23 protein-coding genes are annotated in these 23678 nt (G+C 59.4%); 17 read left to right on the top strand and 6 right to left on the bottom strand.

Annotated elements, in window-relative coordinates:
• Positions 1-2: 2 nt before the first annotated feature.
• Both RD1_RS17275 and dctP read right to left on the bottom strand, forming a co-directional pair.
• Positions 3-1313, bottom strand: a complete 1311-nt coding sequence (locus RD1_RS17275) for a TRAP transporter small permease subunit (RefSeq protein ID WP_044033240.1) — start codon at positions 1311-1313, stop codon at positions 3-5.
• A 91-nt stretch (positions 1314-1404) separates the two neighbouring features.
• Positions 1405-2505: a TRAP transporter substrate-binding protein DctP gene (gene dctP / locus RD1_RS17270; protein WP_011569849.1), complete on the bottom strand. Its 1101-nt coding sequence runs from the start codon at positions 2503-2505 to the stop codon at positions 1405-1407.
• A gap of 372 nt (positions 2506-2877) precedes the next feature.
• Between dctP and RD1_RS17265 the strand changes: the two genes are divergently transcribed.
• The 6 genes from RD1_RS17265 (at position 2878) to RD1_RS17240 (ending at position 8195) form a co-directional block, all read left to right on the top strand.
• The gene (locus tag RD1_RS17265) at positions 2878-3294 is read left to right on the top strand and encodes a universal stress protein (RefSeq protein WP_011569848.1); all 417 of its coding nucleotides are present in this window, start codon (positions 2878-2880) and stop codon (positions 3292-3294) included.
• Between the two features lie 315 nt (positions 3295-3609).
• Entirely contained in the window at positions 3610-4482 is an 873-nt protein-coding gene (locus tag RD1_RS17260) for an alpha/beta hydrolase (protein ID WP_245897312.1), read from the top strand.
• A gap of 210 nt (positions 4483-4692) precedes the next feature.
• A complete protein-coding gene (locus RD1_RS17255; RefSeq protein ID WP_245897311.1) occupies positions 4693-5922 on the top strand; it encodes a hypothetical protein in 1230 nt (409 codons plus the stop codon).
• The gene (locus tag RD1_RS17250) at positions 5919-6269 is read left to right on the top strand and encodes a hypothetical protein (protein WP_011569845.1); all 351 of its coding nucleotides are present in this window, start codon (positions 5919-5921) and stop codon (positions 6267-6269) included. The genes RD1_RS17255 and RD1_RS17250 overlap by 4 nt, the downstream gene beginning before the upstream one ends.
• Positions 6270-6372: 103 nt before the next feature.
• Complete coding sequence (locus RD1_RS17245; RefSeq protein WP_011569844.1) at positions 6373-7359, top strand: TIM barrel protein; 987 nt, start codon at positions 6373-6375, stop codon at positions 7357-7359.
• Positions 7356-8195 carry a PfkB family carbohydrate kinase gene (locus RD1_RS17240; RefSeq protein ID WP_011569843.1) on the top strand — a complete coding sequence of 280 codons (840 nt, stop codon included), beginning with the start codon at positions 7356-7358 and terminating at the stop codon, positions 8193-8195. The genes RD1_RS17245 and RD1_RS17240 overlap by 4 nt, the downstream gene beginning before the upstream one ends.
• Here the strand turns inward: RD1_RS17240 and RD1_RS17235 are convergent.
• A complete protein-coding gene (locus tag RD1_RS17235; RefSeq protein ID WP_011569842.1) occupies positions 8180-9022 on the bottom strand; it encodes an amidohydrolase family protein in 843 nt (280 codons plus the stop codon). The genes RD1_RS17240 and RD1_RS17235 overlap by 16 nt on opposite strands.
• Positions 9023-9029: 7 nt before the next feature.
• Complete coding sequence (locus tag RD1_RS17230) at positions 9030-10058, bottom strand: aldo/keto reductase (protein ID WP_011569841.1); 1029 nt, start codon at positions 10056-10058, stop codon at positions 9030-9032.
• Positions 10059-10325: 267 nt separating this feature from the next.
• Here RD1_RS17230 and RD1_RS17225 point away from each other — a divergent pair, with 267 nt between their 5' ends.
• The gene (locus tag RD1_RS17225) at positions 10326-11813 is read left to right on the top strand and encodes an FGGY-family carbohydrate kinase (protein WP_011569839.1); all 1488 of its coding nucleotides are present in this window, start codon (positions 10326-10328) and stop codon (positions 11811-11813) included.
• Positions 11814-11948: 135 nt separating this feature from the next.
• Here RD1_RS17225 and RD1_RS17220 read toward each other — a convergent pair whose 3' ends face one another.
• Positions 11949-12845: a LysR family transcriptional regulator gene (locus RD1_RS17220; protein ID WP_011569838.1), complete on the bottom strand. Its 897-nt coding sequence runs from the start codon at positions 12843-12845 to the stop codon at positions 11949-11951.
• Between the two features lie 130 nt (positions 12846-12975).
• Between RD1_RS17220 and RD1_RS17215 the strand changes: the two genes are divergently transcribed.
• The 4 genes from RD1_RS17215 (at position 12976) to RD1_RS17200 (ending at position 16564) form a co-directional block, all read left to right on the top strand.
• Positions 12976-13332: a hypothetical protein gene (locus RD1_RS17215; protein ID WP_143090271.1), complete on the top strand. Its 357-nt coding sequence runs from the start codon at positions 12976-12978 to the stop codon at positions 13330-13332.
• A 34-nt stretch (positions 13333-13366) separates the two neighbouring features.
• Positions 13367-14227: an SDR family oxidoreductase gene (locus RD1_RS17210; protein ID WP_105880276.1), complete on the top strand. Its 861-nt coding sequence runs from the start codon at positions 13367-13369 to the stop codon at positions 14225-14227.
• A gap of 68 nt (positions 14228-14295) precedes the next feature.
• Positions 14296-15300 carry an aldo/keto reductase gene (locus RD1_RS17205; protein ID WP_011569835.1) on the top strand — a complete coding sequence of 335 codons (1005 nt, stop codon included), beginning with the start codon at positions 14296-14298 and terminating at the stop codon, positions 15298-15300.
• Between the two features lie 352 nt (positions 15301-15652).
• The gene (locus tag RD1_RS17200; protein WP_245897310.1) at positions 15653-16564 is read left to right on the top strand and encodes a homocysteine S-methyltransferase family protein; all 912 of its coding nucleotides are present in this window, start codon (positions 15653-15655) and stop codon (positions 16562-16564) included.
• A gap of 307 nt (positions 16565-16871) precedes the next feature.
• Here the strand turns inward: RD1_RS17200 and RD1_RS17195 are convergent, their stop codons facing one another.
• Positions 16872-17465 carry a Crp/Fnr family transcriptional regulator gene (locus tag RD1_RS17195; RefSeq protein WP_171960014.1) on the bottom strand — a complete coding sequence of 198 codons (594 nt, stop codon included), beginning with the start codon at positions 17463-17465 and terminating at the stop codon, positions 16872-16874.
• Between the two features lie 258 nt (positions 17466-17723).
• Between RD1_RS17195 and RD1_RS17190 the strand changes: the two genes are divergently transcribed.
• From RD1_RS17190 to RD1_RS17175, 6 genes are all read left to right on the top strand, one after another.
• A complete protein-coding gene (locus tag RD1_RS17190) occupies positions 17724-18497 on the top strand; it encodes a hypothetical protein (RefSeq protein ID WP_011569830.1) in 774 nt (257 codons plus the stop codon).
• A 153-nt stretch (positions 18498-18650) separates the two neighbouring features.
• Positions 18651-20105 (top strand): DUF1254 domain-containing protein, encoded by a 1455-nt coding sequence (locus RD1_RS17185; RefSeq protein ID WP_011569829.1) that lies wholly within the window; start codon positions 18651-18653, stop codon positions 20103-20105.
• A gap of 56 nt (positions 20106-20161) precedes the next feature.
• Entirely contained in the window at positions 20162-20932 is a 771-nt protein-coding gene (locus tag RD1_RS17180) for a SphA family protein (RefSeq protein ID WP_171960013.1), read from the top strand.
• Positions 20933-20974: 42 nt separating this feature from the next.
• Positions 20975-21103 (top strand): hypothetical protein, encoded by a 129-nt coding sequence (locus tag RD1_RS21405; RefSeq protein ID WP_011569827.1) that lies wholly within the window; start codon positions 20975-20977, stop codon positions 21101-21103.
• 15 nt (positions 21104-21118) lie between these two features.
• A complete protein-coding gene (locus RD1_RS21215; protein ID WP_011569826.1) occupies positions 21119-21415 on the top strand; it encodes a hypothetical protein in 297 nt (98 codons plus the stop codon).
• A complete protein-coding gene (locus RD1_RS17175; RefSeq protein WP_011569825.1) occupies positions 21396-23513 on the top strand; it encodes an arylsulfatase in 2118 nt (705 codons plus the stop codon). Before RD1_RS21215 ends, RD1_RS17175 begins: the two co-directional genes overlap by 20 nt.
• The last annotated feature ends 165 nt before the right edge of the window (positions 23514-23678 follow it).

Raw genomic sequence — 23678 nt, 5'->3', positions numbered from 1 at the left:
GTCTATGCCCCTCTTGCGACAGCGCGCACGTCTTTTGCCAGCTTCGAGATGCCTTGCAGCACCAAAAGCAGACCGCCAATCACCATGACCCATTTCATCGGCCACAGCGGCACTTCCCATTCGTTAAAGCTGATCTCGCCCCAGCGAATCGCAGAGTCTGTGAACTGCGCCATGTTGAAAGTGGCCAGCATTTCACTGGTCGGGATTTCACCGCGCGCCCAGGACGACAGGACACCATTGCCCGAGGGCACAGCGATCGCATCCATCGCAAAGATGTAGCTGGTCACCAAAAGCGTGCCGGCAAAGATAAAGAAAAACACAGAGGTCAACAGGTCGACCCATGCTTTGGATTTTTTCTCCAGCGGTGCATAAAAGATATCAACGCGCACATGGGTTTCGGTCAGCATCGCATAAGAGCCGGCGATCAGATATTGCATGCCGAACATCAGATACATTGCCTCATGTGCCCAGTTGGTGGGCGAGTTGAAGACATAGCGCGCGATCACCTCGTAGTAGTAGACAAAGACCGCGATCACCGCCCAGTAGGAGACGAATTCGCCGCAAAACAGCGACAACCGGTCGATCCAGTTCTTGCCCCATTCGCGGTCGTCTTTCGGGCCTTCCTCGATCTCGGCATTTTCCAAGGCCAGTTCGACCTCTGACAACTCCTCGGGTTCAATGGCGGCATTGGCACGTTTGACCATGCCCGGCAACATCAGCGCATCGATAACCAGAAACGCAAGAATGACATACAGCGCGTATTTCGCGGCGTTCGTCCAGAAAAGTCGCGTTTGTGTTGCAACATCCAGCCGATCCCCAACAGCATCCAGCGCCTGCTGCGCCTCTTCGATGCGCGCGGCGCTCGTCTCGACACCGCCCGTGGCGCGGTCCAGTCTGCGTTGCGCGGACTTTTCGGCGAAGGACCCTTCCTCTGCCTCCGACAAGGCGGTGGTAAAGGCGATCACATCCTCGCGTGCCTTCTCCAGCCGGGGTGTTTCGCGATCTATCGTCCGCTCTGCGCTGCGTACTTCGTTCGTGACATCTGACAGGGCGTTGCGCGCGATCTGTTCCTGACCGTTCGAGTAGAGGATGAACAGAAACACCGGCAAATACAGAAAGCCGAGCATGCTCTTGAGGTAAAAGCGGTGCAGCCCGATGATACCACCGGTCACAAGGATCATATAACCAAGTGCGGAGGAATATTCACGATCAGCGGGCTGGGGGCGACGGGCCAATGCCATGGCAATAAGTGGAAAGGCGATCAGGCCAACCAGATAGAGCCAGTGTGGCAGCGTAAAGCTTAGACTGGGCATGTCTTTGTCCTGTTGAGAAAGGGATGTCTCGCACGGACAGCCCGACAGAACGCCGGGCTGTCACAGTGATTTGGTCAGTATCTGACCCCGATCAGAGGTTCAGTGTCAGACCTTCGATCTGCTCTGGCGTGACGTAGCCCAGAGAGCCGGACATCATGTAATCAAGCTGGATTTTGAAAACGCGGGCTGCGTCCTTGTCGCGGTTCGCATAGTCGAACCAGATCGGTACGGCGACCTCGGTCATCAGTTCCACATCGTCCTGTGACAGGCGCGTGACTTCCGTGCCGTCGGCTTCGAACTTGGCCCATGCTTCCTGATCGGCCTTTTGGATCGCGGCGTGGTGCATGTCGGAGTAGACGTGCGTTTCCATCTCGACGAACTGCTGCATTTGTGGCGACAGGGCGTCCCATGCAGTTTGGCCCACGGTGATGTCCATCAGGTCAACCGGTTGATACAGCGACATAAATCCGGCAGGGCCCATGGAAATATAGTTTGTCACCTGACTGAAGCCGAGCGCGTAGTTCACCGCTGGCCCGACAAAGTCGGCCGCGTCAATGGTGCCTTTTTCAAGCGCCGGGAAGATTTCGGAGCCGGGCAGAACGGTTGTCTCGGCACCGATTTCGCTGAAGACTTCCGCGACCATGCCGCCGGGCATGCGCATCTTCAGACCCGCGAAATCGTCGATGGAGCGGATCGGCACCTTGGAGTGGATGATGTTGGGGCCGTGGTGGACCGGGCCGACGAACTTCATACCCTGTGCCGCGTAAAGCTCGCGCGCGATCTCAAGACCGCCAAGGCTGTAGAAAAAGACATCCCATTCATGCGGGTTGCGCAGGCCCAGCGGATAGCTGGTTAGGAACGTCGCGGCAGGAATGATGCCTTGAGCATAGATGGTGAACGGGTTCACAGCGTCCAGAACGCCGTTCTTCACCGCGTCATAAAGCTGGAAGTCGCCCACAACGTCATTCGCGCCAAAAGCGGTAAAGGCAAGTTCCCCGCCGGTTTTCTCTTCGATCGAGCTGCACCAGTCCTTGAAGGTGGCAAGGCCAATCCCGCCAGTGTGCGACGTCTGGATTTTCCAGGTTGTCCCCTCACCTGCTGCGGTTGCAATATGCGGTGCGGCCAAGGTTGCGGCACCTGCACCGGCAAGAGTGCGCAGCGCGTTCCGGCGGCTTGTGGTTTTGATGGTCATATCGTCCTCCCTATATGGATCGGCAAAAGGAACGGATGTGCCTCACGCCTGATCTGGATCGAGGATTTAATACTTTTTGTCGCAATTGGTAAGAAGTTTTTTCCAGTTTAGCCGCTAACAGCGAAAACTACCCTGTTTTTCAGGTGAAATGAGGGGTCAGTTCTCTTGCCGAAACTGCGAATGTCAATTTGATGCTTTGCGCGCAACGGGCTTGAAATATCGGATATGGCCCCGGATTCGAATCACCGCTGCCGTATTTGGGGCGGTATCTGGGGTGCGGATGCAGGAAACGGCGCTGCGTTTGACCTAAAGCAAAGACGCGCAGACCAAACACTGTTCTGATCGCCGCGAGGTCACCCAATCGGAGAAGCTATGTTTGAGTCAATTGTCGTCGCTGTGGACGGGTCGGACGCCGCGACCCGTGGCGTGGAGGCCGCCTGCAAGCTATCCGAAGCCTTTGGTGGGGAAGTCCACCTTATACATGCGCTGGAAAACAAGGCGGTGGTCAAGTCAGATCAGGCAAAACGGGCCACTGGCGGAAATGGGCTGACATCGGATGTCATGGATGCCGCCGTCAAACAGGTGCGGAGCGCTGGCATCACGCCCTCCAGTGCGACAGTCGCGGAAGGCGACGCCTTTGATGAGATCATGATGATTGTCGGTCTTTACGCCGCCGATCTCGTCATCACCGGGCGCCGTGGTCTTGGCACGTTGAGCGGGATGTTTGCGGGCAGCACGTCACAACAGATCGCCAAACACGCAAGCTGTGCGTTCTTATCCATCAAATAGCTGGTCTCGCGTCGCTTCGATCTGCTCCCTGACGTGCATCGGCGGACCAGCAATCACACCAGCCACGCACCCCGACCGAGTGGGCGTTGCGTTGCCGGGACACCGGCGTCTTTCAGAGCGGCCCGGCACAAGTGACAGAGAAGTTCTTTTTTGATAGACTGCCCGCATTACGTGCAACAGATTTTCAACAACCAGATTTAAAAGGGGGGTGCCGCGATGCTATTTGTAACAAACCGATTTCCTACACAAAGCATACGGAGCCGCAAGGGCAGGAAGTTCAATTTTGATCTCAGAAACAATGCGCCAAGCAATTCCGTGTTTTTCTGTGAGATGGGCGAGGATGAGGATCACACGGAGATTGGCAGCGCCGAATTCCTTCTCAGGTTGAAGAATTCGAACTACAAGCAGGTTTTGCTTTTTGTGCATGGTTTCAACAACCTGCCCGAAGATGTGTTCCGTATGGCCAGCGAACTGCAGGAGCTTTGCGATCAGAAAAAGAACGAGGAAGCGCTGGTGGTTCCGATCATCTGGCCCTGCGACAACGATCTCGGCGTCGTCAATGACTACTGGGATGATCAGAAATCAGCGGATCAAAGCGGCTACTCCTTTGCCCGCGTTCTGGAAAAGTTTCTGGAGTGGCGCAACTCGGATGCAAACGAACCGGATGTGGCGCCGTGCCTCAAACGCATCAACATGTTGGCCCATTCCATGGGGAACCGCGTTTTGCGCCAGACATTGGTAGAATGGGACAGATATGATCTGGCCTCGGGCGTGCCGCTCCTGTTCCGCAACACTTTTCTCGTGGCAGCGGACGTCGTGAATGAAACCCTGCAAGAGGGCAATTCCGGCGAGTTAATCTGCCACGCATCGCGCAATGTTGTCGTTTATTATGCCTCGGATGATCTGGCGTTGCGTGCCAGCAAGGCGGCAAACCTCAGGAACAAGGTGGCGTCGCGCAGGCTTGGCCACACCGGTCCCGAAGATATGAAAAAAACCCCGCGCAACGTGTTTCAGGTCGATTGCGACGATATCAACACGGCCTATGATATGCCGACAGGCCACAATTATTTCCGCTATGCCAAAAAGGCTGGAAATCCGGGGCTGGTTTTTGAACACATCTTTCAATGCGTTGAAAATGGCCGCGTGTTTCCGGACGACCCGGAGCAACGCTCGATCATTCTCAAGTAGGATGAAGCGGCGCAGTCCACGGCCTGCCGGGCGCAGGTCGGGGCGTCGTGCGATGCCCGGTTTCTCTGCGCGCATAAAATGTGCAGTGGCGGCGTGTACTGCGCGGTTTGTCGCCGTCAGAACCTGCGTTGACCCGCATCCTCTCAGAAGCCCTGCAAAGATGGCTTGCGACAAAAACGCTGGTCGATTACCCTTTCCCGCATGAAGTGTATGGTTCAGCCCAGCAAAAAGCGCAACAAGGCGATGAAAAGCCGCCCGCAGCCGGATCGGCGCACGCCCGGTCGGGCCGGACATGCACTTCAGGCCAAGGCGGATCAAAGCGCATCTGTTCATCGGCTATCGGCCCTGCAACGCATGGCCGACAGCGGTGCCCAAAATGCCCCGGTATTGCAGGCTTTTGCCGAAACGGCGGCAGATGACCCGCCGCAGTGGCGTCTGAGCGACTCGCGAAAATCGGGGGTCCCGCAGGACAAGAGCGGCGGGGGCTCTGCGCTTTATGCCACGCCAGAAATCATCAAGGATGGGGATGACAAGTTGCTCGCGGCCTCCTCAGCCATCGGACTGACTCAAACGGCTGATTTGATGGAGCTGGAAGGAAACGATATTTATCGGGTCGCACCATATCTGCGTGAAAAGGCGATTGCGGATGTCGATCATGACCGCACGAAAAAACTGAAAGAGATCAACACAGGGGAAAAGCCCGATGACATGGGTGTGACGGACGATGACATGCTGGCCATGTGGACCGATTGTGGCAAGGTGGCCCGCACGATCATGGGGGCGCAAGACACCGGTCGCACGCCCAAGGCAACGACCAATATCGGGGATAGCAAGGCTTCAAACAGCCCCGAAGCCTATTCCAATGAAATGTTCCCCAAGGCAATAAAGGCCTTTTACGGCAGCGATGTCAGCGAGGGCCACTTGACCAAAGGCGTTCACTACCGGTCAATTGGCCCGTTTTCCTGGTTCATCAAGCCGCGCAGCGGGAAATCAGCGCGGCGCATGTATTACGCGCTTGGCGAAGAGGGGCGCACCGCATTCGACAAGCACGTCGGTATCAACCGCTATGCGAACCCGGAAATCGGGGGGGCCTATACCATGGTGACGCAAAAGGACATGCCGGGGTTTGCTTCAAGTGGCAAGACGTGGAATTTCCACTGGGGGGGTGTTGTGGCCAAGGACGGCGCGGACAATGTGACCCTGGAAAGCTATGCGGTCAGTGCCGCAAACAACATCAGGGAAGCCAAGGAAACGATGTCGGGCAAGGAACTCGCGGCAGAGATCAAGAGGCTGCGCGAGTGGGCCGCAGACTTTGTTGACCGCAGTTGGGCGTTCCAGATGTATGGTACAAAGGCCGAAGACGGGCAGACTTTTCATGATGAGCATCTGGCCAGCGGCACCCATGGCAATCGTGCCACGACCTTCAGCGCCAAGCCATGAATGATGCGCCGGTACTCTCTGACGCCTCTGGTTTCAAACAAAACACGGGTCGGGTGGTGCGCCTTGCGGGCGCGTACCGCGCAGAATTCAACCCCAGACACAGAACCCTTGTCAGGGATGCAGATGGCAACCTGAGTGCAGCGGGCTGTGTCGTCGTCCTTGCTCTTGAGGATGGCAGTTTCGTGGATCTGTTTGATCGACCCGAGGAGGAGGGCAAGGCGCTTCAGGGGAAGAAAGTGGTGGTGACAGGCACCCTGTGCGCACCCGAGGAAGAGGACGCATCGGTGGCACAGGCCGTGCCATTGTTCCACATGATCCACATCAGCAGCATCGACATCGCGCAGTAACCGCCTGCGTCCTGGTCGCGAACGCTGATCGGCCTGCCCGCGCGGACACCGGATTTTCAAAATGGAAATTGCCAGTATTGCGCCGACTGATTAAGGTCCGGCCATGAAAGATCCCAACACCCCCCTTTTTGCAGCCCGGCTGAATGCTTTCAAGATCGGTGCTGACGCCTATTGGCCCGGCAAAAACACGGTCACAACTGCCGATCTGCTGGGCCGCGCGGCCACGGCAGGGCTGACAGCGGCGGATTTGAATTACCCCGATCACTTCGTCAGCGATACGCCTGCGCAACTGACCGAGGCCTTGCAGGGCAACGGCATGGTGCTCAACGGCATGGCCATGCGGTACTACACCGACCCGGGCTATAAACTGGGGGCCTTCACGCATCCCGATGCCAGCGTCCGGCGCGCGGCCATAGATGAAACCAAACGCGGGCTCGATGTGCTGGCGCAGATGGGCGGGCGTCTGATGACGCTCTGGATGGGGCAGGACGGGTTCGATTATTCGTTCCAGATGGATTACACACGCGCATGGGACCACACGATCACCGCGATCACTGAGGTTGCCGATCACAACCCGACCCTTGATATCGCGTTGGAATATAAACCCAATGAGCCGCGCGCCTTTGCCCTGATGCCCGATGCGGCCACGACCCTTCTTGCGCTCAGGGAGGTTGACCGGCCCAATACCGGTGTAACTCTTGATTTTGCCCATGTGCTTTATGCCGACGAGATGCCCGCTTTTGCCGCCGCCCTCGTGGCGCGTCATTCGCGCATCCTCGGTGTGCATCTTAACGATGGCTACGGGAAATGGGACAACGGGCTGATGGTGGGGGCCGTGCATCCGGTGCAGACCATTGAACTGCTCGTGGAACTGACGCGCGCAGGGTATGATGGGGCGATTTATTTCGATACCTTCCCGGACCATTCCGGTCTTGACCCGGTGGCAGAGGCGCGCACCAATATCGACGTGGTGAACCGGCTGCGCGCGATTGCGCAGGGGCTTGCCGGGGATGCTGATCTGCAAGCGGCCATCGCCCGACAGGATGCGCCCCTGTCCATGCGGCTGGTACAGGCGGCCATGCTGAAATGAGCATTCTGGTGGTGGGTGCGTTGCACCTTGATGTGGTCGTGCGCGCTCCGCACATCCCCGATATTGACGAAACGCTGGCGGGCAGCGGCGTGGACTATGTCTTTGGCGGCAAGGGGGGCAATCAGGCGCTGGCGGCGGCCCGCTTGGGGGGGGATGTCCATTTTGCCGGACGCGCCGGCAGCGATGCCTTTGGCGACGTTCTGCGCGCACGTCTTGCGGCAAGCTCATTTAATATCAGCCAAGTGCAGCGCGATCCCGGTCCCAGCGGTATGAGCACCGCTATCGTGAATGATGACGGTGCCTATGGTGCGGTGATCGTTTCGGCCGCCAACCTTGCCATCGACGCAGACCAGATCGAAATCCCGCCCGAGGTGTCGATTGTCCTGCTTCAGAATGAAATCCCCCATGCGGTAAACCGCGCCATCGCGCAGCGGGCGCAGGTTTTGGGTGCTTCGGTTTGGCTCAACGCCGCCCCGGCGCGGCCGCTCGCGGATGATCTGCTGGCGCAGACCGATCTGTTGATCGTCAACCGGGTTGAAGCGGCATTCTATGCTGACCTGGCGCAAAAACCGGAGATGCTTACGACTCTTGGGGCGCAGGGTGTGGTGTATGGTGGATCATCCTATCCGGCCTGCGATGTTGCGGTTGCGTCCACCCATGGCGCGGGGGACATGTTTGTCGGGGCCTTGGCCGCCACTGTTTCGCAGGGTGCCAGCATCAATGAAGCCTTGCCGCGCGCGCAGGCCGCAGCCGCGTGGCTGGTTTCGACGCCGGTGGCGCAACGCGATGATGATGACGCGCTGCACGCCTTTCTGGACGCTCAGCTCAATCGGTAAAGCCGCGCGGCTGTTCCGCCAAAGATCGCTGTACGTTCGTCTGTGCTCAAACCCTTGGTGAGTGTCTGCGCAGCGCCATACCAAACGTCATATTCGGCCTGTAATCGGCAAACCGGCCAGTCCGACCCCCACATCACGCGATCCGGGCCGAATACCTCAAGCAAATGGGCGGCGAAGGGGGCCAGATCCTCGACCTGCCAGCCCTCATCCGCCTCTGTCACCAAGCCTGACAGTTTGCACATGCCGCTGGTTTCCTGTGCCAGTTGGCGCATGCCCTCGGCCCATGCCGGAAATATGTCCTTGCCTGCACGCTGGTCCCTGATCTGTGGTTTCATCGCGTGATCAAAGACGACCCTGAGGGCCGGATAGCGTTGCGCAATCGTCAGAAAATTCGGGATATGTTGCGCAAACCCGAGCGCATCAAAGGTCAGATCCAGATCGATCAGCGCTGCGTAAGCCCATTGCACGTCGTCGCGCAGCATCCAGTCGACATCGGGGATATCCTGAATCATCGGTCGCACCCCCAGAAACTTTGGATGCCGCGCCCAGCGTTCCAGATGGGTCAGATGGGAGGGGTCCTCGAAATCAATCCAGCCGACGACGCCTTTGACAAAGGGGGAGGCATCCGCAAGGCCCAACATATATTCGGTTTCATGCAGCGTCGCGGCGGCCTGAACCAGAACCGTGCCGTCGATATCATGGGCCGCCAGTATCCGCGCCAGATCATCCGGCGCATAGGCGCGGTTCAGGGTTGCATTGTCCTGCGGCATCCAGTGGTAATCGCCCCGCGCAGGCTGCCAGAAATGCTGATGTGCGTCGATTTTCATAGCTACCTCACGCCGGTGCGTCCGGGCGCATCAGCCCTTTGGCCTTCAGGTCCGCCCAAAGCGCTGCGGGGATGTCGGCCTGTGCCGCCTCCAGATTGGCGTGCATTTCGCCTACACCCTGACCGCCGGGAATGACGGCCACATGAGCCGGGTGCAAAAGCGGGAACTGGAAAGCGGCGTCCACCATGCGCACACCATGCTGCGTGCAGACCGCCTCGATTGCGTTCACCCGGTCCATGATTTCCTGAGGTGCCGGATCGTAATTGTAAAACGCACCGGGCTTGGCACCTGTGGCCAATATGCCGGAATTATAGGGACCGCCTGTTACAATGCCGATCCCGCGTTCAACGCAAAGCGGTAAGAAACTGTCCAGTGCTTTTTGTTCCAGCAAGGTGTAGCGCCCTGCCAGCAGAAAGAGGTCGAAATCACCTCGTTCGGTCAGTGTCTGGCAGACTTCCCACTCATTCACGCCGCCGCCAATCGCGCGGATCAACCCCTGATCACGCAGGGAGATCATCGCATCATAGCCCCGCCCGCCAAAGAACTCTTCGATCCGCATGTCGGAGGCTTCTTTCGAGCCATGCGAAAAGATACACAGGTCATGCACATAGAGAATATCAATGCGATCAACCCCAAGGCGCGAGAACGAATGCTCGAAAGAGCGCATTACGCCGTCATAGGTGTAATCATACTGTTCACGCCGTTGCGGGACGTCAAACCACTTGCCGACACCGGTGCGATACGCAGGCTCACACGGCTGCATGAGTCTCCCCACCTTGGTCGATAGCACGTATTCATCCCGTGGTTTGTCGCGCAGGAAAGGATTGAGCCTTGTCTCCGACAGGCCCAGCCCATATAGCGGTGCCGTGTCAAAATAGCGAACGCCCCCCTGCCATGCGGCGTCCAGCGTGGCACGCGCGTCCTCATCGCTGATGGCGCGATAAAGATTGCCCAGCGGGGCGGTGCCGAACCCGAGTTCCGTAAATGTCAGCCCGCCGTTGCCAAGCCTGTCCCAATGCCGCGTTTTCAATGCCATGTCGGTCTTCTCCCTGATGTTGCGGCGAGCATAAACTGTTTTGCCGTGGCAAGACCAGATCAGCTCGCCGCCTGTGACGCACGGCGCAAGCGCGCGTTTTTGCCATGCACAGGTTGGAGTGGGGTTTTATCTGTCCTATAAAATCCACAGCCGTGACATGCGCAGCATTTTGCGTTGTCCCGGCAGGGATGGGTTAAGCCGTTGGGCGCAGGTCTTTTCGCAATGGACGTGACCACCTTAAATGGCGATATGGGATGAGAGAAATTGATGGCCTACACGCTCGGCATTGACATCGGCACATATGAAACCAAGGGCGTTTTGGTGGATGACACGGGCCATATTCACGCGCAGGCGGCGCGGGGCCACAAGATGCTTGTGCCGCAACCGGGCTGGGCGGAGCACCGTCCGGAAGAAAACTGGTGGGGCGATTTCGTCCATGTGTGCCGGACCATACTGAGCGACAGCGGGATAGATCCCGCCGATATCAAGGCCGTCGCCTGCAGCGCAATTGGCCCCTGTATGCTGCCGGTGGATGCGCAGGGCACGCCGCTGATGAATGGTGTGCTTTATGGTGTCGACGGGCGGGCCGAAGCGGAGGTGCGTGAACTGACTGAGCGCATCGGCGAAGAGATGATCATTGCGCGTTGCGGCAATGCGCTGACATCCCAATCGGTCGGGCCCAAGATCCTCTGGCTGAAACGCCAACGCCCCGAAATTTACGCAAACTCGGCCCATATTCTGACGTCGACCAGTTTCCTCGTGCAACGCCTCACGGGGGAGGTGGTGATTGACCATTTCACGGCGGCGAGTTTCTCACCGCTTTATGATGTGGTCACGCAGGGTTGGGTCGATGATCTTGCGCCGGATATCCTACCACTGGACAAGCTGCCCCGGCTTTTGTGGTCAAATGAAATCGCCGGGACCATCACCGAAGCGGCGGCAGCGGCGACCGGGCTTGCGGTCGGTACACCTGTGACGGCGGGCACCATTGACGCGGCGGCAGAGGCGTTTTCGGTCGGTGTCGATCAACCGGGTGACATGATGATGATGTATGGCTCGACCATCTTCATTGTCCTGCGCACCGCTGCGCGCACGCCGGATCCGCGCATCTGGTATGCGCCCTGGCTATTTGAAGGCGCGCATACGGCGATGGCGGGTCTGGCGACCTCTGGGACGTTAACCCATTGGTTCCGCGATCAGTTTGCGCGCGATCTTGCGGCGGATGCCGCATTCCCGGCGCTGGCTGAGGAGGCGGCCAGCAGCCCACCCGGTGCGAACGGGCTCTTGATGTTGCCCTATTTCTCAGGCGAACGGACCCCGATCCATGACATGAACGCCAAGGGCGCCTTCTTTGGGTTGAACCTGACCCATTCGCGCGGCGACATGTACCGCGCGCTGATCGAGGGGATCGCCTATGGCACGCGGCATGTGACGGACACCTTTGCCGAAACAGGCCAAAGCCCGACCCGCCTGCTTGCCGTTGGGGGTGGCACGAAAAACCGTCTTTGGCTGCAGGCCACGTCGGATATCACGGGGATTGATCAGATGGTCTGCGAAAAAACGTCCGGCGCGGCCTATGGCGATGCGTTCCTTGCCGCCTTGGCAATTGGCGCGGTCGAGCGCGCGCATATCACCGACTGGAACCCGGTGCAGGACACCGTGCGCGCCACTCCGGACCCGATTTATGAAAAGCACTACGCCTTGTTCCGCCGCCTCTATGAGCAGACCAAGGATATCGCGAGCGAGCTGGGGTAAAGCCCGCAGTGCAGGGCAAAACCTTGCTTTCGCTGCCAAAGCCGCGAATGGCCGGTTCAATCGGGTAGATCCAAGTCGATGCTGCACATTCGATCCCGTTTATTGTCGGGTTGGGTCATCGATACCCTGAGCGATTTACCCGAATACCTCGCCCATCTTCTCAATTAGCCACCGGGTCGCGGGGCCAATAGCGGCGTCTTTCTTATGCGCGGCGAACAGCGGTACGCGCATCACCTCATCCGGTCGGGCGGAAATATCGAGGGTGACCAGCCGACCGGATGCAAGGTCGCGTTCCACCAGATAGGTTGGCACGGTGCCCCAGCCCATGCCACGTCTCAGCATCTCGTGGCGCATGTCCAATTCTGCAATCTCCCAGATGTCGTTGACCATCCGGTTGAGGTAGCGCGGCAGCGCGCGGCTGGTGGGCACAAGCTGGCGGTGGTCGGTCAGATCGACTTCGGTCAGCGGGCGGTCCATCATCGCGAGTGGATGATCAGGACGTGCCACCGCGACCACGTCCGAGGTGCCGACAGCAGTAGCCTCCAGCGGCTCAAAAACCGCACCGGCAAGACTGGGTTTGCCCAAGAGCCCCAGATCGGCGCGACCATCCATCAACAGTTGTGGCACGCCGCCGATTTCCTCGACAAACAAGCGCAGCCCGATTGTGGGAAACTCTGCGCGAAAGGCATCCAGCAAATCCAGAACGCCCTCGCGCGGCGCAATGACCGAAGTGGCGAGGCAAATCTCGCTCTCCATACCCGCCGAAATACCGCGCGCCCGCGCTTTTAGGTGATCAACCCGCGAAAGGATCGTGCGCGCCTCTGCGATGATCGCGTCACCCGCTGGGGTGCGCACGGGTTTGCGGCCCGTGCGGTCAAACAGCACGACATCCAGATCCGCCTCCAGCGTACGGATCGCATGGCTCACAGCGGACTGCGCGCGCTGCACGCGGGCGGCGGCGGCGGTAAAGCTTCCGGTTTCATCAATGGCGACCAGCATACGCAACTGATCAAGCGTCACATTATCAAGCATCTACTTACCCATCTGAATATCAGATGGGTTGCAGAGATTTTTTCGCAGTTCAAGGAGAATCTGGCGTTGCTATATCTTGCTTCAAGAAAAGAAAAACTGCGCAGCGCGCCAAACAAAGATGGGAAAAATCATGTACACACAGGTTTATAGCGTTTTTTCGGCCTCGGTTCTGGCTTTTGGTCTGGTCCTGAATGCCGGTGGGAAAACAAGCGTAGCCAACATAAATTCTGATGCGCCAGAGCGGGTGTTCCTTGCCGCCGCCCTCAACGTGGACCCCGCCTCTTTCACCCCGCTGGAGCTGATCTCACTCGCTGCGGGACGCACGCATGTCGCACAGTCAACAGGTCTGGCATTGCATGCGCCGCTCACTGATGCCGAACGGGCGCAGTTCCGCGCCACGCTCCAGCAGGCCAGAGCGCTCAAGCAGGCGCATGCGGTGCAACTGGCCTCCAACGCCCCCGCCAAGGCGCCACGCTGCCTTGTTTAACCTTCCCTCAACCAGAAAATCAAAGGACATTATCATGACACAAGAAATGCTTTCCCGCCGTGCCGCCCTGACAGGTCTGGGTCTTGCCAGCATGGGGGCTGCCGCCCTTGGTACAACAGACGCTTCGGCGAAAACCAACCCTGCGGCGCCACTTGCCGGCAAGGTCGCTATCGTGACCGGCGCGCGCGCCAACCTCGGGCGCGGATTCGCGGAGCGTCTGGCGCAGATGGGGGCCGATGTGGTCGTCCATTATCACCGCGCCGAGACGCAGGCAGAGGCCGAGCAAACCGCGCAATTGGTGCGTGACGCGGGTCGCCGTGCGGTGCTCGTTCAGGGGGATCTGGGCAAAAGTGCCACTGCCGTGGCGATGTTCGATCTGGCCGAGGCGGAATTCGGTGGGGCCGACATCCTTGTCCACACCGCCGGAACAATCATCAAGAAACCTGTGGCGGATTTCATCGACGCAGAATTCGAGCAACTGCTCAATGACAACACCAAGACGACCTTTTATGCCATGCGCGAGGCGGCACGCCGCCTGCGGGATGATGGTCGCATCATCGCCGTCGGCACGTCGCTGACCGCAGGCGCCGCCCCCGGTTATGCGGTCTACGGTGGCACCAAGGCGCCAGTGGAGGAATTCACCCGGATGATGGCCAAAGAGTTGGGCGCGCGCCGGATCACGGTCAACACCATCGCACCCGGTCCGCTTGACACGTCGTTCTTCCACGCCGCCGAAACGCCGCAAACCGTCGCCTTTGCCGCGGGTCTTGCCGCCGAGGGGCGCCTCGGCACTGTGGCAGACGTGGTGCCCGCCATGGCCGCTCTGGCCCTGCCCGAAGGTCAGTGGACCAACGGCCAGACAGTTTTCATCAACGGCGGATATCTTACCCGCTGACACAATGCGGGCGCGGCTTTTGCGGCTGCGCCCGCTTCATACCTTTGAACCTGTGAGGACAAGGATCAATGCACAACGACACCCAATCCCGCCACCTTGGGTCGAATGGCCCGGAGGTATCGCCCCTCGGTCTCGGATTGATGGGGATGAGCGATTTTTATGGCCCTGCTGATGAGAACGAAAGCCTTTCGACGATCCATGCGGCAATGGAGCATGGCATCACGCTTTTCGATACGGCTGATTTCTATGGCTCAGGCCATAACGAGATGCTGCTTGCCCGTGCCCTCAAAGGCAGACGCGAGAAAAGCTTCGTGCAGGTCAAGTTCGGCGTGCTGCGCGACCCGGCAGGGGGGGTTGCCGGTGGCGACTATCGCCCGGCATCGATCAAAAACGCGTTGGCCCAGACCCTGCGCCGTCTCGGCACGGATTACATCGACCTCTACCAGCCCGCCCGCGTGCCGCGTGACGTACCGCTGGAAGAGTGGATGGGCGCGTTGAAGGACTGCGTGGCGGTCGGATGGGTCCGTCACATCGGCCTGTCCGAAGCGGGCGCAAAGACGATCCGCGCAGCCCATGCCATCCATCCGATCACCGCCGTGCAGCAGGAATGGTCGTTGATGAGCCGCTCTATCGAAGGTGAGGTGTTGGAAACCTGTCGCACCCTCGGCATCGGCATCACGGCCTACGGCGTTCTGTCGCGTGGTCTGCTGTCGGGTCATATGACGCCCGATGCCATGGCAGGCCGTCGCGAATTCCGCGCGATCGCGCCCCGGTTTCAGGGAGAGGCCCTTGCACAGAACCTTGCCCTCACCGACGCTCTTGGCCGTCTGGCCCGCGAGCGCGGATGCACAACGGCTCAGTTGGCCATCGCTTGGGCGTTGCATCGCGGCACCGATGTTGTGCCCCTGATCGGAGCGCGCCGCCGTGATCGTCTGGTGGAGGCGATAGATGCATTGGATATACAACTTTGCGCCGAAGAGCTCGCTTTGATTGAGGCCGCAGTGCCTGCCGCTGCTGTTCAAGGCGATCGTTACGACGCTGCGGGCATGGCCATGCTTGACAGCGAAAGCTGATTGCCAAAGCGCGCGCAACACCCGCTTGCGGGGACCTGAAGGCTGTCACGGGTTCAGTATGACAGAGCCAAAACGGACCGTGCGAAGTGTCAGAGCGCCAATGCAGCGCTCAAGAGCGCACTGTTGCGGTGCCAGCGAACTGAGCAGGCAAACAGGCTGAAAAGGCGCGTCATTGTTGGTTGTTGTCGTGACTGCGCGGCCCGTGAAACGCGCGCTTCCCGGCACAGACGGGATGATGCGCCAGATGATATCACGCAGTGGGCAAATACGTAGCAGCCATCGATAGGTTCACAGTAAAGACGAGACAGGCTACTTTATCGGCAGGCTTTTGCAGCAGATGGAACGGATGACGATGGCAAGGCAACTCCCACATGAATCTGAAAAGAAGTTCCTTGTCTATGCTGGCACCGGTACCGATCTCATTTTCACCCACGGTGTGGAGTTGCCCGGATTCGCGTCATTCCCCTTGCTGGAACAGCCACGGACGCGGGCCATACTGGCCAGTCAAATGCAATCCCTTGTTGATCTTGCAAAAGAAATGGACGTCGGATGTATTCTCGATGCGCCCACTTGGATGGCGAACGCGGATCGCGCGGCACCACTGGGCTATGATGCTGGACGCCTCGTCGAAGTGAACAAGGATGCGGTCAGTCTGATGGAGGAGGTGCGTCGGACCGCAAATCGCGATGACGTTCTGGTCTCTGCTTGCATCGGCCCGCGCCATGATCCTTATGCAGGCATTCCGCCAGTCTCTGTCGAGGATGCGCGCCACTATCACAAGGCTCAGATGCAGAGTTTGCACGATACCAGTGTTGACCTCGTCACCGCCTATACGTTCAACCGGCCCAGCGAAGCTGCCGGCTGCATTCTTGCCGCGCAGGATGCAAAACTGCCGATCATCATGTCTCTGGTCGTTGAAACAGACGGGTGTCTGGCCGACGGGTCCAGACTTGTCGAGGTGATCGATCAGATTGATGAGGCGACCAATTCGGCGGCATTGTTCTTCATGGTGAATTGCGCCCATCCGACCCATTTCTCCGAAGCCCTCGACAACCATCCGCGCCTGAGGGGAATCGTGGCGAACGCGTCGAGTTGTTCACACGCGGAACTGGACGAGGCTGAGAATCTAGACGCAGGAGATCCCGGCCAACTTGGTAGGCAGATGGCCGAGATCCTGCGAAGAAATCCGTCAATTCAGGTGCTTGGAGGGTGCTGTGGCACAGACATGCGCCACCTCAGATCAATGGTCCGCGAAATGGCATGACCAACCCCCACGACCCTGAGTGGCCATCGGCCAAGGCCTTCGGATACCGCGGTGGCAGCCCGCCTTGTGCCCGATCGCAGCGAGCGCCAGTTTCGCAAGGCGTCAAACGCGCACGTCGTGCGCCTTTCTGCCCTCCGCATGGCGCATTAAGGTTTGCTGCAAAGCGCGTTGCGGATTTTCCGGGCAGATCGCAAAGGGACTGCATCCATAGATGCGCGCAAGGTGTTGAGAAACCCAGGCAACCGGTTCGATACAGAACAGGTGCCAAACGCGGTCTTTTTTCGCCCTGCCAACCGGGCGTGGGTGGTCAACTTTCGCGGGGTGACGCGGAAAAACTTTTCTCGACCGTGATTGACGCATACCCGCGCGAGATTTGCCCCTTGCGCTCTAACCCGGCGAGCACCTTTGCGGCCGCGCCCCGGGACAAACCACAAATCTCGGCGAATTGTCCCTGGGTGATGGGCAAATCGCATGGAAGGCACTGACGACCGACCAACCGGTCCAAGGTCGCCACACATCTTTCAGTCGGTGACCGCAGGAGGTTATCCCGCGCAATGCGGGTCGCCAGCATCGCGTTCTGCGCGGCCAGAACTGCGACGCCCCGCCAAAGGGTGGGGTGTTCCTGTGCAATACGTTCGATTGACCGTCTGTTGATCAGCACGACACGGGCGTCCACGTGTGCTGAACTGCCGATAAACCGAGGTGTGTCGATCAGCACTGACGCGACGCCAAACCAATCACCCGGCCAGACCACATGGCCGATGACATCATGGCGTTCTTGATCGTCCGTATGAAGCGCGAGAACGCCCCGATTAACACCGATGAGGCAATGCGCCGTATCACCAATTTCACTGAACCGCTGTCCGGCCTTCAGATCAAGGGTATGAGCGGCGTTCTCCAAGGTCTTCACCACGGTCGCGGGAAGTGTGCGAAGCCACAGACCGTCGCGAAACGCACCAGTCCGAATATCTTCTTATACTGTCATGGTTTGTACACAGGATGACAATGGCGTGAGTGAAAGCGACTATTCTGTCAGAAAAGTGATCCTGAAGGCCGCGCCGGGCAATGCTGAACCGTTGGTTGAAGTTGCCACGCCATAAACGCGTCGCCTCGCTCTGTCCGGATCACCAACACTGGCACTGGCGCGAAAAAGGTGTGTATGCGTTTGAAATTGATCTTTGCGCTGGTGGCAGCGGCGCCCGCCGTTGCGCAGTCGGACGGGCAGGATCTGGCATCGGCGGCCAATGATCCGACGGCGTCGCTGATGTCTTTCCAGCTGCAGGACTTTTACGTTTCCGATTTTCACAATCGGAACGATACTACGCAGAACACACTCCAGTTTCGGGCGGCGATCCCGTTCAGCTTCGGGTCCATGAACAATATTGCGCGGCTCACACTGCCCTATCTGACTGATACGCCATCAGGCCAAAGCGGGCTATCTGATGCGACACTGTTCAATCTCACTGTCTTTGACCAATCGTGGGGGCGGTGGGGCGTGGGTGCGGTGGCACTGCTGCCGACCGGCAAAGAGGGATTGAGTGCCGAGAAATGGGGGCTTGGTCCCGCAGTCGGGTTCACGGCGAGCCCGGACTGGGGGCTTTGGGGGGTATTCAACCAGAACCTCTTGACGGTCGCGGGCGATGACGACCGCCCGGATGTGAACCTGTCAACCATCCAGCCGATTGTGAACATACCGATGGGGCAGGGGTGGTCTGCCGGGTTCTCGGATATGACGTTCGTCTACGACTGGGATGCAAACAAATTCACGTCCCTTCCCTTGGGCGTCAAGCTGTCAAAGCTCACCCGCCCCGGCGCGGGTCGCGTACCGGTGCAGTATCAGATCAGCTATGAACGCAACTTTTATGACGATGGGGCCGCGCCGCGCGACACCTTTGGATTTACCGTGAAATTTCTTCTTCCAACAGGGGGCTGACGTGCGCCTGTTTCTCTTTTCCACCGTTGCAAAGCGCCCCTCCTGCTCGCAGGCGCTTGCCTGGGGCGGAGGCAATAACCCGTGCCGGCACTTACCGTCCGTTTCCGACCAAAGGCTTCGAGCTTCAAGATTTAACTGGACAAGGACGCTGACGTGAAACGAAAAAAACTTGCGATCGCCGCCGTCATGCTAGCCCTTTTCACTGCGCCGCCCATCGCGAGCGCCGACGATCGCACTTTGCCGCTGCCGGATTTGTCGGGCCTGCAGGGGGAAGAAGCGCAAGCCTTCTACCTCGCGCTTGATGCTGTCATCTGGGGCTACCCGGTGGTGTTTTTCGAAGATCTCATGCGCGGGCGCGCGACCCCGGATGCCGAGGAGAAGACCGGCAACCCGGGATCACAGGTGAATGAACTGGCCCGCGTGCGGCAGTTGCGCGGCCCCGAATATACACAGATTGCCACCCCGAATAACGACACGCTTTACATCCAGTCCTTCATGGACCTCAGCAATGAACCCATGGTGCTGAGTGTGCCGGAGGTCGAAGACGATCGCTATTATGCAATCCAGCTTTGGGATCCAAACGGCGATACCTTTGACTATGTGGGCACACTGACGACGGGGACCGATGCGGGGGCTTATGCGCTTGTGGGTCCGAACTGGACGGGCACGCTGCCTGACGGTCTGCCACGGATCGACAGCCCCTATGACAATGCGGTGTATTGGGGGCGCATTGGTGTGAAAGGTCCGGGCGATGTGGCCCGCGCCAATGAAATACAGGACGGGATGTGGATCACCCCGCTCAGTGCCTATCCCTCTGACAGTGAGGTGCCTGTCGATGCTGCGTTCTCGCAGGCGCGTGTCGCCTATGCCCCGCCCACGGATTTGCCCGATGGTCTGCTCTTTTACGACAAGCTGGCCCATGCGCTGCAATTCACGCCGCCCAAGCCGCAGCAAGATGCCGTCTTTGCCGACAGTCTGGCGCAGATCGGTTTCACCGATGGCAACACCCGTTTTGACCCGACGATGTTGTCGGACGCGGAACGGTCGGGGCTGGCTAAAGCCTATCTCTTTGCAAATCACCTGATGGATGTGAACGCAGCCATCACGGGCGAAGAGGTCAATGGCTGGCGCTGGAGCCGGACGTCGGGGATCATGGGCACCGATTATCTGTTCCGGGCGACTTGGGCCAAATGGTTCACCGGCGGCAATCGGCCCGACGAGGCGATTTACATGGACGGTCGCATAGACACCGACGGGGCCGCGTTTGATGGGGCAAACAGCTACACCCTCCGGTTTGACGGAGACGCCTTACCCGGTGTGTCCGCCTTCTGGTCTTTGTCTATGTATGACGCGGGCACTGGCGCCTTTGTGGCCAATCCCATCGACCGATATTCCATCGGCACCTACACACCGGGGCTGGTCTATGACGACGACGGCTCCCTGACGATCACCATCCAGAACGCCGCGCCGGAAGGGGATGGCGCCACATCCAACTGGCTGCCGGCGCCAGAGGGCGGGTTTTACATGAACCTGCGTCTCTATGGCCCGGATGACGGTCTGGCAACTGGAACATGGGCGCCGCCCGCCGTGGCGAGGTCCAACCCGTGACGCGTGACGATGCCACAGAATGCCGCCACGGCCTGACAGGCAGGATGCCCAGCCTAATGCGCAAACCTACCATCGCTGCGATCATGGCGGTGGGCGTCGCGGGCGGTGGATCGGATGCCTTTGCTGGCGAGGGCGGCGGCAGCCACTACGTTCCCGGCACGCAGGGCGAGTTCCTGCTTGGCGTCTTCGGACCGGCGGGCCTCTACCTGCGCAACGACACATGGTTCTACGACTACGATGTCGGTGCCCATGTGCGAAACGGTGTTGCCGTAGGATCCGCCAATCAGCAGGCATCGCTCAACACGACCCGGCTGTCATGGTTGACCGATACCGAGGTTTTCGGCGCACGCTACGGGGCGTCTGTTGTTCTGACCTATGTGCTCGACGCAGATATTTCCGGGCAGGTCTTGACGGATTTCGGCGGCTTTACCCGCGGCAAGTCCATCTCCGGCTTTGCCGATCTCTATGTCGCGCCGGTCCTTTTGAACTGGTCGCAGGACAAGCATCATTTCACGTTCAAGCTTGGTGCCTACGCGCCGACGGGCAGCTTTGACGCGGAAAAGGCACTGAACACCGGTCGCAACTACTGGACGGCCGAAATCGGGGGTGCCTACACCTGGTTCAATCCGCAATCCGGGTTCGAGGTTTCCGCGAATGTCGGGTATCTTCATAACTGGGAAAACCCGGACACAGAATACAGAACAGGTGATGAAGTTCACCTCGACTGGACCGTCGCCAGACATGTCTCCAAGAGCTTCACCGCTGGCATCAGCGGATACTTCTACGCCCAGATCGAAGCCGACGAGGGTAATGTGATCGGCCACTAGGACGCCTCGGACATCAAAGCGTGGAGCTACGGCCTCGGTCCAGTGGCGCAATGGAATGCGCCCGTCGCAGGCACTTCCATTGGTGTCACTGCCAAGGCGCTTTTCGATATCGACGCCAAGGACCGGCTGTCCGGCGATCTCTACGTGTTGTCCCTTTCCTATGCTTTCTGATCAAAGGACCACCCGATGTCTCATCTAACCTCAATGCCCGCGCTATTCCTGGCCATCGCGGCAACGGTCCTTGCCGTCTCCGTCCAAGCGCAGGAGGCCGGCACCCCGAACGACGGATCAGTTCTGCCGTTCCCGCCGCAACCCATGGCGGGCACGGCGGCCCGGCGCCTTCAGGACAGCACCATGAAATGGCCCGACCCGGTCGAGCGTCTGCCAGAGGACGCGCCCAACATCCTGATCGTGATGCTGGATGACGTGGGCTTTGGCATCCCTTCGACCTTCGGGGGGGGCGGTGAGCACACCGACGCTTGATGCGCTTGCCGCCGAAGGCATCTTTTTCACCAAGTTTCATACCTCCTCGATCTGCTCGCCCACCCGTGCTGCTCTGCTCACGGGTCGCAACCACACGCGCGTCGGCTCCGGTACTATTGCGGAGCGTGCGGTGGCCTTTGACGGCTACACCGGCGTCATTCCCAAGGAGGCGGCGACCATCGCCGAGGTTTTGAAGGAATACGGCTACCACACCTCCGCCTTCGGTAAGTGGCACAACACGCCTGCAATCGAGACCACGGCAATCGGGCCAAAGGACCGCTGGCCGACCGGATATGGGTTTGAGTATTTCTATGGGTTCCTTGGTGGCGAAACCTCGCAATGGGAACCGCGGCTGACGCGAAACCTCGACGCGGTCGAGCCACCCGTGGACGATCCCCACTATCACCTGACCGAGGACCTCGTGGACGATGCGCTGCGCTGGCTGGACGATTACCGCGCCTTTGATCCGGATAAGCCTTTCTTCATGTACTGGGCACCGGGCGGCGTGCATGGCCCGCACCACATCTTCCCCGAATGGGCTGACAAATATGACGGCCAGTTTGACGACGGCTGGGATGCCTACCGTGAAGCCACATTCCAGCGGCAACTGGAGATGGGTGTGATCCCCGAGGGCACGCAACTGACCCCGCGTGACGAGACGCTGCAAGGCTGGAACGAAATCCCCGCGGATCAACACGACTTCCAGACGCGGCTGATGGAGATATTCGCCGGCTTCGTCGAACATACCGATACGCAGGCCGGGCGGCTGATCGACGGGCTGGACGACCGGGGCCTGCGCGACAATACGCTGATCTTTTACATCTTCGGTGACAACGGATCCTCCGCCGAAGGCCAGCGCGGCTCGATCAGCGAACTTCTGGCGCAGAACAACGTCCCCAACACGATCGAACAGCAACTTGAGGCGCTCGATCAGATCGGCGGGATCGAGGAACTGGGCGGCCCGCGCACCGACAACATGTACCATGCGGGCTGGGCCTGGGCGGGGAGCACGCCGTTCAAGGGCACCAAGTTGATGGGCGCTTATTTTGGCGGCACACGCAATCCGATGGTCGTCAACTGGCCGGGCCGGATCGTTCATGATGGCGAAATGCGCACCCAGTTTCACCATGTCGTCGATATCGCCCCGACGATCTATGAATTGCTTGACATCCCTCATCCCGACGTTGTGAGTGGTTTCTCCCAAATGCCCATGGACGGCGTGAGCCTTGCCTACACCTTTGGCGATGCGGATGCGGCCCCGCAGAAGTCCGAACAGTTCTTTGACAACAACGGCAGTCGGGGGATTTATCTGGACGGCTGGTTCGCGGGCACCTTTGGGCCTTTCACGCCATGGGACAGCGTAGGTTCGGCTGCCGGAATCGCGGATTGGGACTCTGACAATGACGTGTGGGAACTTTACAATCTGACGGAGGATTTCAGCCAGGCCAATGATCTGGCGGCCGAGATGCCGGACAAACTGGCCGAGTTGCAAGCCCGGTTTCTGGAGGTGGCGGAGGACAACAAGGACTTTCCCATCGGGGCGGGCAACTGGCTGCGCATCCATCCCGAGGATCGGATCACCTCGGCCTATGACAGCTGGACCTTCGGACCCGAGATCAAGCGGATGCCGGAGTTCGCAGCACCGGGCATCGGTCGTCAATCGACCCGCGTGACCATCGACGCCGAGTTCGGCGAGGCCGCGAACGGCGTGCTCTATGCCGTTGGCGGCGCGGGCGGCGGCCTGTCCGTCTATGTCAAGGAGGGCGTGCTGACCTATGAATACAACATGCTCATCATCGAAAACACGCAGGTACAGACCGATCCGCTGCCGGCGGGTCGCCACAAGATCGTTATCGACACGACAATTGCGAAACCCGCAGCGGCGGCGGATGTTATCATCACAATCAATGGCGAGCAGGCCGCGACAGTTCAGGTGCCCCGCACCGTGCCCGCAGCCTTTACCGCGACCGAGAGTTTCGATGTTGGTCGCGACCTCGGTTCACCCGTGTCTTTGAGCTATGAGGAAAACCGTCCCTTTGCTTTTGACGGCACCATTCACAACGTTCAGATCGCACAGGGGGCCGCATTGAGCGAGTGATGCAACCCCCTGAGGTCAGCGCGAAGACAACGATGGAGGTCGTACCCCGCGACGGCGTTGGGATAGGTGCCTGCGGGACCGTGATGCCGGGAAACCTGACGGTCGCAAGGGTCACGTATCGACGGGATTGATCCACATCGACCGTGGCACCTTTCAGACGGGATC

Origin of the sequence: Roseobacter denitrificans OCh 114, from assembly GCF_000014045.1 — a bacterium.
In the GTDB taxonomy this organism is placed as follows: domain Bacteria; phylum Pseudomonadota; class Alphaproteobacteria; order Rhodobacterales; family Rhodobacteraceae; genus Roseobacter; species Roseobacter denitrificans.
This window is presented reverse-complemented; position numbering and strand designations above follow the sequence as displayed.

Excerpts from the sequence above, each read along its gene's own strand:
- RD1_RS17180 (WP_171960013.1), top strand. The coding sequence starts at position 20,162 with ATGCGCAAACCTACCATCGCTGCGATCATGGCGGTGGGCGTCGCGGGC.
- RD1_RS17220 (WP_011569838.1), bottom strand. The coding sequence starts at position 12,845 with ATGCTTGATAATGTGACGCTTGATCAGTTGCGTATGCTGGTCGCCATT.
- RD1_RS21215 (WP_011569826.1), top strand. The coding sequence starts at position 21,119 with ATGTCTCATCTAACCTCAATGCCCGCGCTATTCCTGGCCATCGCGGCA.
- RD1_RS17190 (WP_011569830.1), top strand. The coding sequence starts at position 17,724 with ATGCGTTTGAAATTGATCTTTGCGCTGGTGGCAGCGGCGCCCGCCGTT.
- RD1_RS17240 (WP_011569843.1), top strand. The coding sequence starts at position 7,356 with ATGAGCATTCTGGTGGTGGGTGCGTTGCACCTTGATGTGGTCGTGCGC.
- dctP (WP_011569849.1), bottom strand. The coding sequence starts at position 2,505 with ATGACCATCAAAACCACAAGCCGCCGGAACGCGCTGCGCACTCTTGCC.
- RD1_RS17225 (WP_011569839.1), top strand. The coding sequence starts at position 10,326 with ATGGCCTACACGCTCGGCATTGACATCGGCACATATGAAACCAAGGGC.
- RD1_RS17255 (WP_245897311.1), top strand. The coding sequence starts at position 4,693 with ATGGTTCAGCCCAGCAAAAAGCGCAACAAGGCGATGAAAAGCCGCCCG.
- RD1_RS17250 (WP_011569845.1), top strand. The coding sequence starts at position 5,919 with ATGAATGATGCGCCGGTACTCTCTGACGCCTCTGGTTTCAAACAAAAC.
- RD1_RS17230 (WP_011569841.1), bottom strand. The coding sequence starts at position 10,058 with ATGGCATTGAAAACGCGGCATTGGGACAGGCTTGGCAACGGCGGGCTG.
- RD1_RS17215 (WP_143090271.1), top strand. The coding sequence starts at position 12,976 with ATGTACACACAGGTTTATAGCGTTTTTTCGGCCTCGGTTCTGGCTTTT.
- RD1_RS17275 (WP_044033240.1), bottom strand. The coding sequence starts at position 1,313 with ATGCCCAGTCTAAGCTTTACGCTGCCACACTGGCTCTATCTGGTTGGC.
- RD1_RS17205 (WP_011569835.1), top strand. The coding sequence starts at position 14,296 with ATGCACAACGACACCCAATCCCGCCACCTTGGGTCGAATGGCCCGGAG.
- RD1_RS17210 (WP_105880276.1), top strand. The coding sequence starts at position 13,367 with ATGACACAAGAAATGCTTTCCCGCCGTGCCGCCCTGACAGGTCTGGGT.
- RD1_RS17235 (WP_011569842.1), bottom strand. The coding sequence starts at position 9,022 with ATGAAAATCGACGCACATCAGCATTTCTGGCAGCCTGCGCGGGGCGAT.
- RD1_RS17245 (WP_011569844.1), top strand. The coding sequence starts at position 6,373 with ATGAAAGATCCCAACACCCCCCTTTTTGCAGCCCGGCTGAATGCTTTC.
- RD1_RS17200 (WP_245897310.1), top strand. The coding sequence starts at position 15,653 with ATGGCAAGGCAACTCCCACATGAATCTGAAAAGAAGTTCCTTGTCTAT.
- RD1_RS17265 (WP_011569848.1), top strand. The coding sequence starts at position 2,878 with ATGTTTGAGTCAATTGTCGTCGCTGTGGACGGGTCGGACGCCGCGACC.